The sequence below is a fragment of the Streptomyces sp. NPDC002730 genome (assembly GCF_042888805.1).
GTDB lineage: Bacteria > Actinomycetota > Actinomycetes > Streptomycetales > Streptomycetaceae > Streptomyces.
In genome coordinates, this window is sequence record NZ_JBIAQG010000013.1 from 45,935 (window position 1) to 58,852 (window position 12,918).

Annotated in this window: 10 protein-coding genes and 1 pseudogene; 6 read left to right on the plus strand and 5 right to left on the minus strand. The window is 70.3% G+C overall.

Features of this window, described 5'->3' with window-relative positions; genetic code table 11:
* The first annotated feature begins 115 nt into the window (after positions 1-115).
* Positions 116-1,318: a cytochrome P450 gene (locus ACFYXH_RS30120; RefSeq protein ID WP_389569437.1), complete on the plus strand. Its 1,203-nt coding sequence runs from the start codon at positions 116-118 to the stop codon at positions 1,316-1,318.
* 7 nt (positions 1,319-1,325) lie between these two features.
* Here the strand turns inward: ACFYXH_RS30120 and ACFYXH_RS30125 are convergent, their stop codons facing one another.
* Both ACFYXH_RS30125 and ACFYXH_RS30130 read right to left on the minus strand, forming a co-directional pair.
* Positions 1,326-2,948, minus strand: coding sequence for an ABC transporter permease (locus ACFYXH_RS30125; protein ID WP_389569439.1), 1,623 nt, complete (start codon positions 2,946-2,948; stop codon positions 1,326-1,328).
* Positions 2,945-3,875 (minus strand): annotated as a pseudogene (locus tag ACFYXH_RS30130) (ATP-binding cassette domain-containing protein). Before ACFYXH_RS30130 ends, ACFYXH_RS30125 begins: the two are co-directional and overlap by 4 nt.
* Before the next feature lie 100 nt (positions 3,876-3,975).
* On the opposite strand from ACFYXH_RS30130, the gene ACFYXH_RS30135 reads away from it, so the two are divergent.
* Entirely contained in the window at positions 3,976-4,476 is a 501-nt protein-coding gene (locus tag ACFYXH_RS30135; protein WP_389569442.1) for a GbsR/MarR family transcriptional regulator, read from the plus strand.
* 106 nt (positions 4,477-4,582) lie between these two features.
* On the opposite strand, the gene ACFYXH_RS30140 is transcribed toward ACFYXH_RS30135, so the two are convergent.
* Positions 4,583-5,404, minus strand: a complete 822-nt coding sequence (locus ACFYXH_RS30140; protein ID WP_389569445.1) for a diacylglycerol kinase — start codon at positions 5,402-5,404, stop codon at positions 4,583-4,585.
* 153 nt (positions 5,405-5,557) lie between these two features.
* Here ACFYXH_RS30140 and ACFYXH_RS30145 point away from each other — a divergent pair, with 153 nt between their 5' ends.
* Complete coding sequence (locus ACFYXH_RS30145) at positions 5,558-6,841, plus strand: adenylosuccinate synthase (protein WP_327325054.1); 1,284 nt, start codon at positions 5,558-5,560, stop codon at positions 6,839-6,841.
* On the opposite strand, the gene ACFYXH_RS30150 is transcribed toward ACFYXH_RS30145, so the two are convergent.
* Entirely contained in the window at positions 6,825-9,761 is a 2,937-nt protein-coding gene (locus ACFYXH_RS30150; RefSeq protein ID WP_389569448.1) for a BTAD domain-containing putative transcriptional regulator, read from the minus strand. The two genes, ACFYXH_RS30145 and ACFYXH_RS30150, sit on opposite strands and share 17 nt — an antisense overlap.
* Positions 9,762-9,916: 155 nt before the next feature.
* On the opposite strand from ACFYXH_RS30150, the gene ACFYXH_RS30155 reads away from it, so the two are divergent.
* Positions 9,917-10,252, plus strand: a complete 336-nt coding sequence (locus ACFYXH_RS30155; protein WP_389569451.1) for a hypothetical protein — start codon at positions 9,917-9,919, stop codon at positions 10,250-10,252.
* Positions 10,253-10,301: 49 nt separating this feature from the next.
* Here the strand turns inward: ACFYXH_RS30155 and ACFYXH_RS30160 are convergent, their stop codons facing one another.
* Positions 10,302-11,834, minus strand: a complete 1,533-nt coding sequence (locus ACFYXH_RS30160) for a substrate-binding domain-containing protein (RefSeq protein WP_389569454.1) — start codon at positions 11,832-11,834, stop codon at positions 10,302-10,304.
* A gap of 371 nt (positions 11,835-12,205) precedes the next feature.
* Between ACFYXH_RS30160 and ACFYXH_RS30165 the strand changes: the two genes are divergently transcribed.
* Together ACFYXH_RS30165 and ACFYXH_RS30170 are read left to right on the plus strand one after the other, a co-directional pair.
* Positions 12,206-12,472 (plus strand): hypothetical protein, encoded by a 267-nt coding sequence (locus ACFYXH_RS30165; protein ID WP_360884392.1) that lies wholly within the window; start codon positions 12,206-12,208, stop codon positions 12,470-12,472.
* On the plus strand, positions 12,469-12,909 hold the full coding sequence (locus ACFYXH_RS30170; protein ID WP_389569458.1) for a hypothetical protein: 441 nt from the start codon (positions 12,469-12,471) through the stop codon (positions 12,907-12,909). The genes ACFYXH_RS30165 and ACFYXH_RS30170 overlap by 4 nt, the downstream gene beginning before the upstream one ends.
* Positions 12,910-12,918 lie beyond the last annotated feature (9 nt).

Genomic DNA, 12,918 nt, shown 5'->3' on the forward strand with positions numbered 1-12,918 from the left:
CGGCGTTTGAGGAGCGGGGCTTGGGGCGGAGCCCCAACAGGAGCCTCGCCGGCGATTGAGGCGCGGGGTCCTGGGCGGAGCCCCGGGTACGGGAGGCGACCGGTAGCGTCGGTGCATGGCCGCCTTCGACCCCTGGTCACCCGCATTCGTCGCCGACCCCTACCCCGCCTACGCCGAGCTCCGCTCCCGCGGCCGGGTGCACTACTACGAGCCCACCCGCCAGTGGCTCGTCCCGCACCATGCCGACGTCTCCGCGTTGCTGCGCGACCGGCGGCTCGGGCGGACCTATCTGCACCGCTTCACGCACGAGGAGTTCGGCCGTACGGCACCTCCGGCCGCGCATGAGCCGTTCCACACGCTCAACGACAGCGGGATGCTCGATCTCGAGGCGCCCGACCACACCCGGATCCGGCGGCTGGTCTCCAAGGCCTTCACACCGCGCACCGTCGAGGCGCTCGTGCCCACCGTGCGCAGGCTCGCGGCCGAGCTCGTCGCGGGGATCACCAACGCCGGAGGAGGTGATCTGCTGGCCGAGGTCGCCGAGCCGCTGCCCGTCGCCGTCATCGCGGAGATGCTCGGCATTCCGGCCGCCGACCGCGCGCTGCTGCGGCCCTGGTCGGCCGCCATCTGCGGGATGTACGAGCTGAATCCGGCCGGGGAGACCGCCCGCCGCGCCGTGGCGGCCTCGCTCGAATTCAGCGCGTATCTACGGGAGTTGATCAACGAGCGGCGCAGCTCGCCCGGCGCCGACCTGATCTCCGCGCTCATCGCCGCGTACGAGGAGGGCGACCGGCTCAGCGAGCAGGAGATGATCTCCACCTGTGTGCTGCTGCTGAACGCGGGTCACGAGGCGACGGTCAACACCACCGCCAACGGCTGGTGGACGCTCTTCCGCCACCCCGGGCAGCTCGCCGCTCTCCGTGCCGACCACGCACTCCTGTCCACAGCTGTGGAGGAGCTGATGCGCTACGACACTCCGCTCCAGCTGTTCGAGCGGTGGGTCCTCGACGACATCGAGATCGACGGGACGGTCGTCCCGCGCGGCTCCGAACTCGCCCTGCTCTTCGGCTCGGCCAACCGCGATCCGGAGAGGTTCGGCCACCCGGACACCCTCGACCTCGCCCGCGCCGACAACCCTCATGTCAGCTTCGGCGGCGGCATCCACTACTGCCTCGGCGCGCCGCTCGCCCGTATCGAACTGGCCGCGTCCTTCGGTGAGTTGCTCCGCAAGGCTCCGACGATGCGGCTCGCCGCCGAGCCGGAGTGGAAGCCGGGCTATGTCATCCGCGGCGTCAAGGAGCTCCTCGTCGAACTCTGATGCAGGGTCAGGTCTGCATGTCCCTTCTGCGCAGACCGCCGAGTCCCGCCGCCACCAGTGCCGCCGCCACCGCGGTCAGCAGCAGCGCCGGCGTCCAGGTCATCTCCGGGCCCGGCAGCTTCGGCAGGTGGCTGAACGGCGACAGGTTCATCACCGACTCGGGCAGGTTCAGCGCCGGGCCGATCCAGCCCAGGGTCAGGCAGATCCCGACCACCGCCCAGGACGCCACGGCCGCCTTCGGGAAGAGCCCGTACAGCCCCACCGCGAGCCCGCCCAGCAGCCAGACCGCCGGCAGTTCGACCAGGACCGCGCCCATGATCGGGCCGAACTCCTCGCCGTGGCCGATCGCCAGCCCCAGGCCGGCCATAGCCATGATCACGACCGCGCCGCCGAAGGCGATGACGAGGTGGCCCGCCGCCCAGGCGAGCCGGCCGACCGCGTTCGCCAGGATCGGTTCGGCGCGCTGTGAGGTCTCCTCGCCGTGCAGCCGCAGCACGGACGCGACCGTGTACAGCGCGGCGACCATGCCGAACATGCCGATCATCGCCGCCAGGAAGGCCTCGGTCATCCCGGCCTGCCCGCCCATCCGCTCGAAGATCTCCCGGGCAGCCTCGTTGTCGCCGACCAGGTCCGTCGCGCCCTTCGCCATCCCGCCGAAGACGATCCCGGCGAGGAAGAAGCCGACGACCCAGCCGAGAACGCTGCCGCGCTGAAGCCGCCAGGCGAGCCCGGCCGCGGTGGCGATCCTGCCTTCCGCGGGCCCGGGGCGGGTCGGCAGGAAGCTCATGCCGACATCGCGCCGTCCGGCCAGCACATAGGCGACCGCACCCTGTGCGACGACCGCGACCGTGAGGAGCAGCAGGACCCACCAGCGCTCGTTCGCGTACGGCCGTACGTTCTCCGCCCAGCCGAGCGGCGAGATCCAGGTCAGTACGGAGGAGCCGTCGTCCGTCGAGGCGTCGCCCGCCGCCCGCAGTACGAACGCGATGCCGAGCACCGCGGCCGCGAGGCCCTTGGCGAGCCGCGCGCTCTCGGTGAGCTGCGCCATGATCGCCGCCATGCCCGCGAAGAGCATGCCGATCGCGCCGATCGTGAGCCCGACCCCGAGCGCGCCGGCGCCGGAGCCGGTCGGTCCCGTGAGTCCGGCGGCGATGATCAGGGCCAGCACCGCATTGGCGACGAACGCCGTCAGCAGCGCCGAGGTCAGCGGAGCCCGGCGGCCCACCATCGCGGAGGACAGAAGTTCCTGACGGCCCGTCTCCTCCTCTTCCCTGGTGTGCCGGACGACGATGATCAGGCTCATCACGGCCGCCAGTACGGCCACGAAGCCGGCGAAGCGCCAGGCGACCAGGCCGCCGAGGGAGTCGCTGAAGACCGGTCCGTACATCGCGCGCAACGAGCCGTTGGTGGACAGGGACTCGGCCAGGTCGGCGCGCTTGGCGGCGGTGTCGTACAGCTTCTCCAGCGAGCCGGAGCCACTGGTGACGACGGCCCCGAGCACCAGGACCCAGACCGGCATCATCAGCCGGTCCCGGCGCAGGGCCAGCCTCAACAGCACTCCCGTACCAGCGAGTTGACGCGTTCCGCCGGTGCGCGGGGCGAACCCGCTCGCATGGGTCACGGCGGTCATCGCGACATCGCCGCTTCGGGTGCGTAGTGGCGGAGGAAGAGCTCTTCGAGCGTGGGCGGGGTGCTGATCAGCGAGCGGATCCCGGACTCGGTGAGCGAGCGCAGCACCGCGTCCAGTTTGTCGGTGTCGACCTGGAGCTTGACGCGGCTGCCCTGTACGTCGAGATCGTGCACGCCGGGCAGCTTGGCAAGACCGTTCGGCGCCCCGGCGAGCTCCGCCGTCACGCTCGTACGCGTCAGATGCCGAAGCTCCGCGAGCGAACCGGTCTCGACGGTCCGGCCCTTGCGGATGATGCTGACCCGGTCGCAGAGGGTCTCCACCTCGCTGAGGATGTGCGAGGAGAGCAGGATGGTCCGGCCGCGGTCCCGCTCGTCCTCGACGCAGCTCTGGAAGACCTCTTCCATCAGCGGGTCGAGCCCGGAGGTCGGCTCGTCGAGGATCAGCAGATCCACGTCGGACGCGAAGGCGGCGACCAGGGCGACCTTCTGGCGGTTGCCCTTGGAGTACGTACGCCCCTTCTTGGTGGGGTCGAGCTCGAACCGCTCGATGAGGTCCGCGCGTCGCGCCTTGTCGAGGCCCCCGCGCAGCCGGCCGTAGAGGTCGATGACCTCGCCGCCGGAGAGGTTCCGCCACAGGGTCACATCACCCGGTACGTATCCGCCACAGGGTCACATCACCCGGTACGTAGGCGACGTGGCGGTGCAGCTCGACCGCGTCGTGCCATGGATCCCTGCCCAGCAGCTGGGCCGCGCCGGAGTCGGCGCGCAGCAGCCCGAGGAGGACCCGGATGGTGGTGGACTTCCCGGCGCCGTTGGGGCCGAGGAAGCCGTGGACCTCACCGGTCTCGACGGCGAGGTCGAGGCCGTCCAGTGCGTGCGTCCGGCCGAACGACTTGTGCAGTCCGGCGACGGTGAGTGCCTTCGTCATGGTTCTGAACGTACGGTAGTTTCACGAACTTGTGAAGTTAAGGAAGCGTATAAAGTTGGGGCGCAGGATGGGTGAGGGGACGAGGGAAGACGATGAGGCCATGAGCGGCGAGAACAGCGTGACGGGGCGAGCCGGGGACGAGGGTGTCTCGCGTTTTGTGGAGCGTTTCGCGGCGGAGCTGACCGAAGCCGGTATGCAGCGGATGGCCTCGCGGGTCTTCGCGGCGCTGCTGTCCTCGGAGAAGGGCAGCATGACCTCCGCGGAGCTGGCGGAGCAGCTCCGGATCAGCCCGGCCGCGGTCTCGGGCGCGATCAGGTACCTCAACCAGGTCAACATGGTCAGCCGCGAGCGGGACCCGGGCTCGCGCCGGGACCGGTACGTCCTGCACAACGAGCTCTGGTACGAGACCTTCACCCGTCGCGACCAGCTGCTGTCCCGCTGGGAGAAGGCACTGCGCGACGGCGCGGAGACGCTGGGCCCGGAGACGGCGGCGGGCAGGCGGGTGGCGGAGACGGCGGAGTTCTTCGAGTTCCTGCAGGGTGAGATGACGGGCCTGATGGACCGCTGGCGCGCCTATCGCGAGGCGCGGGGCATGGCCTGAGGGCTGCCCTCACACTGCCGGACGGGCTCGACACTGCCGGACGGGCTTGGAGCCGAGCCTGTCCGGCGCTTTCGGACGAACCGGCTGCTCCGGGCCCTCCCGGCCACTACCCGCCCGTCGCCACCGCCGCCGACGGCAGCGTCAACCCCCACGCCCCCGGCCGCAGCGTCCACGTCCGCGTCCGGACCGGGCCAGTGATCAGCGCGTCCGCCCGGTAGCGGAAGTCCGCCCCGGACACGGTCACCGTCAGCGCCCGCGCCGTGACCGGCTCCGCGTCCGCGCCGTGCCGGACGACCACCTCCGCCCGCCCGCCGCCCGCACGCACCGTCACGTCCTCCACCAGCCGGTCGAGATCCGTCAGCAGCACTCCGTCCGCCTCCACCCGCAGCCGGTGCGTACGCATCGCGGGCACCGGCGGCGCCGGGCGGACCAGGGTGCGGACCAGCGAGCGGCAGGTGCCCCACACCGACGCCCCGTTCGCCGCCGCGCCCGTCGCCGCCCGCGCCGCCGGGATCGACAGATCCCCCAGCACCACGCCGTCGCTCTCGTCCACCAGCAGATCAAGACGCTGTACGGTCCCGTCCAGCACCGCCCGAGCCGCCGCCACCGCACCCCTCGGCACGCCCAGCGCGTGCGCGAGCTCTACGGATGTGCCCACCGGGACCAGCGCCAGCGCCCCGTCGCCCAGCCAGCGGTCCCGGTGCAGCAGGGCCACCGCCCGCAGCAGCGCACGGTCGTCACCGACCACCACCGGCCGCCGCGGGCCCCTGCGTGCCAGTGCCCGCGCAAACTCCTCCGGGCTCTCGGGAAGGCAGATCTTCGCCTCCGCGCCGCCACACAGCACATCTTTCGCGATCCGCACGGACTCGCCGTCACTTCGGCGGGCGACCGGGTCGATGACCACCAGCAGCTGGTCGTGAGCCGACACCTCGGTCCTTCCTCGGGTAGCATCTTTGTGCAAGAGCCCCTTGCGCTATTGCGCCAGGGGCTTCGTCTATTCCGGGGCAACCGGTCCGAAGACTCAGGCACGGCTCAGGCCCCCTGACCTTGGTCTTGCCCCGCCCGGAAGGGGTGTACGCCTGTGCCCGCACTTGTGCTGCTCGGTGCTCAGTGGGGTGACGAGGGCAAGGGAAAGGCCACCGACCTGCTCGGTGGATCCGTGGATTATGTAGTGCGTTACCAGGGCGGCAACAACGCCGGCCACACGGTTGTCGTGGGTGACCAGAAGTATGCGCTGCATCTCCTCCCTTCCGGAATCCTCTCGCCCGGATGTACTCCGGTAATCGGCAACGGCGTCGTTGTGGACCCGGCGGTACTGCTCTCCGAGCTGAGCGGGCTGAACGACCGCGGCGTCGACACGTCCAAGCTGCTGATCAGCGGAAACGCCCACCTGATCACTCCGTACAACGTCACCGTCGACAAGGTGACGGAACGGTTCCTCGGGAAGCGGAAGATCGGCACGACCGGCCGCGGCATCGGCCCGACGTACGCGGACAAGATCAACCGCGTCGGTATCCGCGTCCAGGACCTCTACGACGAGTCGATCCTGGAGCAGAAGGTCGAGGCGGCGCTGGAGTCCAAGAACCAGCTCCTCGCCAAGGTGTACAACCGGCGCGCGATCGAGGCCGACAAGATCGTCGAGGAGATGCTCCAGTTCGCTGAGCAGCTCAAGCCGTACGTCGCCGACACCACGCTGATCCTGAACAACGCCATCGACGAGGGCAAGGTCGTCCTCTTCGAGGGCGGCCAGGGCACGCTCCTCGACGTCGACCACGGCACGTACCCCTTCGTCACCTCCTCGAACCCGACCGCGGGCGGCGCCTGCACGGGCGCGGGCGTGGGCCCGACGAAGATCAGCCGGGTCATCGGCATCCTCAAGGCGTACACGACCCGCGTCGGCGCGGGCCCGTTCCCGACGGAGCTCCTCGACGAGGACGGTGAGGCGCTGCGCCGCATCGGCGGCGAGCGTGGCGTGACCACCGGCCGCGACCGCCGCTGCGGCTGGTTCGACGCGGTCATCGCGCGGTACGCGACCCGGGTCAACGGCCTGACCGACTTCTTCCTCACCAAGCTGGACGTGCTGACCGGCTGGGAGCAGATCCCGGTGTGTGTGGCGTACGAGATCGACGGCAGGCGCGTCGAGGAACTCCCGTACTCCCAGACCGACTTCCACCACGCGAAGCCGATCTACGAGATGCTGCCGGGCTGGTCCGAGGACATCACCAAGGCGAAGACCTTCGCCGACCTGCCGAAGAACGCGCAGGCGTATGTGAAGGCGCTGGAGGAGATGTCGGGCGCGCCGATCTCGGCGATCGGTGTCGGCCCCGGCCGCACCGAGACGATCGAGATCAACTCGTTCCTGTAGGACTCGTGGGACTCGCAGGACCTGCGGGCCGCGGAGGCGTCGGTGTTCCGAGCGCCTCCGTGGCCCGGCCGCTCTCGGACTCCCGCCCCTGTTCGCGATAGAGGCCGAGGGCCTGCGCCCAGGCCGTGCGGGCCTCGTCCGGCCGGTTGAGGGCGCTGTGCGTCTCGGCGATCCTGGCCAGAGTGTCGGCCTCGTCGTAGCCATCGCCGAGCGCCCGGAACTGCGCCAGCGCCTGCCGGTAGAAGTCCAGGGCCGCGGCGTGGTCGCCGGTGTGGTGGGCGATGTATCCGAGGCTGTCGAGGGTCGACGCCTCGTCGCCGGGCCGCCCGTGCTTCAGGAAGAGGTCGCACGCCCGCTCACAGAGGGTCCGCGCCTCCTCGTACGAACCGAGCTGGGCGTGCATCCAGCCGACCGCGTTGAACTGGTTGGCCTGCCAGATCGGGTTGTCCAGCGCCTGGTACAGGCGCAGCGCCCGGGTGGCGTACGAGAGGGCCTGCCGGTCATCGCCGTGCATCTCCCAGAGCCTGCCGAGAGTGCGGCAGATATGCGCCTGAGCCGCCGTGTGCCCGGACTCCTCCGACAGCTGCAGGGCACGGTGCAGATGGTCGAGGGCTTCGGAGTGCCGCCCGCTCAGCCCATGGAAGTGCCCCAGCCGCCAGTGCGCGAGCACGCGCGGGACGACGGTCTCTTGCTGCTGCTCGGCCGCAGCCAGAGCTGTGCGCCAGACGCGGGAGTACTCCTGCAGATGGTGTGAGCCCAGCTGGTACGAGATCAGGGTCCAGGCGAGCTGCACGGCCTGGGCGGGCCGGCCCGCGGCGAGGGCTGCTTCCTGAGCCGCGAGCAGGCAGTCGTGCTCCTCGGTGAACCACCGCAGTGCGTCGGAGGTGTCCGAGGGCGTACGGGGGCCGCACCCCTGGGCCGGCGGCTCCGGATCGGGCCGGAAGGGCGTGTGGGCGCCGTCGAGAAGCAGATTGGCCGCGAACGCGGTGTGGAGATAGAAGTCGACCAACCTCGACCGGGCCTCGGTGTTGTCCTGCGCGCGGTCCTGGGCGGCCAGTTCGCCGGCGTACAGCTGGGCGAGGTCGTGCATCCGGTAACGGCCGGGCCGGTGCTGCTGGATGAGATTCGCCGCCTCCAGCTCCGCCAGCAGCATCCTGGCGCGGCTGCGGGTGATGCCGCCGAGACTCGCGGCCGCGTCCAGACCGATGTCCGCGCTCGTCACAAGACCCAGCAGATCGAAGAGCCGGCCTGCCGGGCTGCTGAGGGCTTTGTGGGACATGGCGAACACCGCCCGCAGACTCACTGTCAGACCGCCGGTGTCCAGCGCGTCGAGGCGGCTCGATGCGTCTGTGAGCTCCTCGGCCAGGGCGGCGAGCGGGAACTCCGGGTGCGACGCGGCACGGGCGGCCACCAGACTCAGCGCGAGCGGAAGGCCCGCGCAGTACTCCACGACGGCCGCTACGGCCCGGGGCTCGGCGTCGAGCCGAGGGGAGCCGAGGCGCTGGGCGAGCAGCTCCCGCGCCGGCGATGCGTGGAAGACGCTGGGCGAGACGGTCAGGGCGCCATGGGTGACGACCAGGGAAGTGAGCCGATTGCGGCTGGTGATCAGCACGGTGCAGGTGCGACTGCCGGGCAGGAGAGGGATGACTTGCCGGGCGTCATGGGCGTCGTCCAGCACGATCAGGACCTGCTTGTCGGCGAGCAGGCTGCGATAGAGGCCGCCCTGCGCCTGGAGGTCCTCGGGTACGGCGTCGGGGGACACCCCGAGCGCGTCGAGGAATCCGCGCAGCGCCATGACCGGTGACAGCGGCTCCCCGGTGGGGTCGAAGCCCCGGAGATCCACATAGAGCTGTCCGTCGGGGAAGCGGTCCGTGTGCTCGTGGGCCCAGCGGAGGGCCAGCCAGCTCTTACCGACGCCGCCGGCCGCCGATATGACCACGATGCTGCCCGACTGCGACTGCGACTCCCGCTCCGACTCGGGCTCCGGCTGATGTGGGACGAGGATGCCGGCCAGCTCCTCCATTTCCCGGTGCCGGCCGATGAAGCCGATAGGAGCCAGAGGCAGTTGACGTGGGCCGGCGGCTGCTACGGATCGTGCGGCGGAGGGCGGCTCGGTGGGCTGCGGCTCGGCGGGATCGGCGGCCGGGGAGGAGGTCGAAGAAGCGGCCGGGGAGGCGGTCGGCGGCCCGGCCGGTCCGGCCGCGAGGACCTGCTTGTGCAGCCGCTGGAGCGCGGCGCCGGGGGTGAGTCCGAGTTCCTCGTCGAGGTTCCGCCGCAGCACCTGGTAGTGCTCAAGGGCCTGAACTGTTCGGCCCTGCCGGTGCAGCGCCAGCATCAGCTGCCCGGCCAGCCGCTCGTCGAAGGGCTGCGCGGACGCTCCGGCGATCAGCCGCGGCAGTACCTCCGCCTCCCGCCCCTGCCGCAGGAGTACGTCGTTGAGGTCCAGCTCGGCGGCCTGGCGCTCGGAGGCCAGGACTTCCCGGACATGGGTGAACCACGGTGTGTCCGCCGCGGGAAACGCCTCGCCGGACCACAGCCGCAGTGCCTCCTGCAGCAGTTCGGCCGCCTCCCCGTCCGCCGCCCCGCGGGCCCGGTCGACGAGGCCGCGGAACCGGTGCAGATCGACGGCGTCGGCGTCCGTCTCCGCGATGTATCCCCCGGGGCGGCGCACCACCCGTAACTCGGGAGTCGGCAGCGCCCGTCGCAGCCGGGACAGATAGCTGTAGAGCGTGTTCACGGCGCTGCGCGGAGCTCTCTCGCCCCAGACGCGGTCGACCAACTGGTCCACGGGAACCGGCCGGTTGGCCTCCACGAGCAGCACAGCCAGCACATGGCGCTGCCGGGCATGACCGAGGTCCACGTCCTGGCCCCGCACCCGGGCCCGGACCTCGCCGAGTACGCAGAATTCCGCAGCCGTCATCGCGCTCCCCCTCAGCTGTCGGGGGATCCAGTCTTCGCAGCGCAAGGCGTGGATTCAAGGAATATCCAAGACATCGTTCAAGGATCGCTCCCGAACTGCGCAATGCCCCGTCAGCACGATGAAGGTGTTCAGTCACCACAACGGAGGGACAGAAAATGATCAAGGGTATGGTCCGGGCAGCCGCGGTGATCGGCGTGGTGGGCAGTGCGATGGTGGCGGTGCCGGCGACGGCACAGGCGGCCCCCGAGGGTGTACGGACGGCGTCGAGCGCGGCGGCTCCGTGCCCGGGCGGCTACTGGATGTCCAACAGCAGTACGTCGGCGCGGGTGTTCTGCGACGGGAACGGGCCCACCCGGTATCAGTTGGTCCTTGCGTGCACCAGGGGCAAGGCGGCGGCCGGCAACTCGCCGTGGCTCGGTGACAGGCGGGGCTCGTACGCCAAGTGCCCGAGCGGCACCACCATCGTCGACAAGTACGTCCTCATCGGCTAGATCCGCAGCAAGGGGGGACCTGAGGCGGCGAGGGCCGGGCGGTGTCCGCTCAGTTCTCGCCGCAGATCCGCAGTCCCTTCGGCGTCCCGCACGGCAGATGGCCATGCGTGCGGATGACGTCCTGCCCGCTGCCGCGGGTCAGATAGCCGAGGAAGCTGGAGGCCAGCGAGTCGGCGGGCGGCTGCCCATAGGTGTACGCGTACTCGATCTCCAGATACGGATACGTGTAGTTGCTCTTGCCGATCTCGTCGACGTTCGGTGCCTGCCGGTCGATGCTCAGCCGGTGCGCGCCCTTCAGCCCGCTCCCGCCACGCAGCTCGCTGTACCCGATGGCTCCGGGCAGCCGCGCCACCGTGGCCAGCACCTGCTCCGTGCTGTCGAGTTCGCAGCGTACGACGGGGGCCTGGGAGTCGTCCCGGTTGGCACAGTCGCGCGAGGAGTTCGCGGGCTCGTTGCGGTGCAGCACCTGGCGCTGGAAGACCTCACGGGTACCGGAGTTGGCGTCCCTGCTGACCAGGAGGACGGGCAGATCGGGGCCGTTCAGCTGCTTCCAGTTGGTGACCTGGCCCTGGTAGATCCGGCGGACGTCGGCCAGCGAGAGATTGCGCACGGGCACCTTGTCGTTGACGACGAGGGTGAACAGGGAGATGGCGACGCGGACCTCGCGCAGCTGCGGATAGCCGCCGGGCTTGGGCCCGTCGGAGAGCGCGACGAGCGCCGGCGCCTTCTCCTCCTTCGCACCCTTGTCCGCCAACTCCCGTATCCCGGCGGTGCTTCCGTGCGCGTCGACGACGACGGTCGAGCCCTCGCAGTCCTTCTCGTACTTCGCCGCCAGCTCCCGCACGACGGGCGCGAAAGCCGTCGATCCGGTGAGGGTCAGAGTGCCCCGCTGACAGCCCATGGGCGGCGGCGCGTCCTCCCGTACGACGATGATCGAGGCGAGCGCGATGACGCACGCGGTGAGAACGACGGTGATCGTGCGGGCGGCCCGGCTGAAGACCGGGGGCGTGTCGTCCGGTGTCGTACTGCGGTTGGGCCGCACCTCGCCGTCCCGGATGCCGCCCGTGACCGTGACCGGGCTCCCGACGCCCCCGCCCGTCAGCAGAACGAGCAGCTTGAAGTGCACACCCCGGTTGAGCGGTACGCGCGGCAGATGGATGATGCCGTCGCTGTGCCGCAGCCCGGCCGCGGCGGTGAAGTGCTCCATCAGATGGTCGGCGTCCGCGGGCTGGGTGACCGCGATGGCGCGCACGGTCCGGCCGGTGAACTCCGCGGTGAGGCCGTGGACTCCGCGCCCGGTGTAGTCGTCGCCCGCGATGGACTGCGCACCGTCGTTCTCGATACGGAGCAGCACGAGCGTCGCGTCGGACATGTCGGGCGTCTCATTGAACAGCCCCAGGCGTACGTTCCCACGGCCGCCGCCCGGTGCGTCGCTGCCGATCGGGGTGTCCAACTGCACGCGATATCCGATGCGCTTGCGCCGCGGCACCCGCCGCTCGTACCAGAGCACGGCGCCTGAGACCAGCACACCGAGGAGGGCGGTGAGGACGGCGATGACGTTCTCGGGGGTGAGCCACTCCACGGGTTCTCCTCGGACTCCCTGCGCTGCCTGGCGGGCGGTAAACGTAAGAGGCGTGCGGGGGAGCGGGTGGGCGGCTTACGGTCCCCGATGCCGGATGTTCGCCCCCGAGTCACCCTGGGGGGTGAACTCTTCAGGGAGGTGGCGGCTGTCTGCCGTCCGTCGATTCGACCCCATTTTTGGCAAATGTCGACCTGATTTCGGGCTTTGAGTAATTCGAACTACGGGTTTGGCATAGTCAGTTGGCACTTGCGTCGATCGCTGTGCGTGGCGGTACGGTCACCCGGCAGTCAATACGACTTCAAGCGAAGTGGAGCGCCGTGACCATCGCATTAGAGCGCCCTGAAACGGTATACCGGCGGTATACTGTGATCATGGCTGACACCACCATCAAGGTCGACCCCGCGGTCAGGGACCGCCTGTTGGAGCTGGCTCGCGAGCGCGGGATGACCATGCGCGACCTCGTCGCGCAGCTCGCGGGTGCCACGCCCACCAAGGAAGAGCTCCAGAAGCAGTACGAGGAGACCAAGGCGTACGTCGAGGAGCACTTCCTCGGCAGGCCGTACACCGAGGAGGACGAGCGGGCCGGCGAGCAGCTCTGGGCAGACCTCGAGGCCGGACGGATCGGGGAGGTCCAGTGACGGCCCGCAAGGAGTACCCCCTGCCGCGTGCCGTCGTCTTCGACGACACCGCTGCCCTGGCGCTCGGCGCAGGCAACAGCATGGCCTCGCGCCTCGTCACCGAGGCCGAGAAGAACCCGGCGCAGCGCGTCTACATCCCGGCCCTGTGCCTGACTGCCGCAGAGGCGGAACGCGCGGGCGTGGCCGAGCACATCGGCGCGCTGCCGTCCGTGGACATCACGGCGCTCGACTTCGCGGGAGTCATGGCGGTCGGCAAGCAACTGCGCTCCGACGTGGACGACGACGACCCGGAGAAGGCGGAGAGCGACTGGAGCGGTGCGCACGCGCTGCATCTGGCCCGGCCGTCTGTCGAGTGGCCGCGCGGTCGCCCGGTGCTGACTCGCGCGCCGTCGCGGTACCGCGGCACGGGCATCCGGACGATCCGGATCGTCGAGTAGTACGCGGCG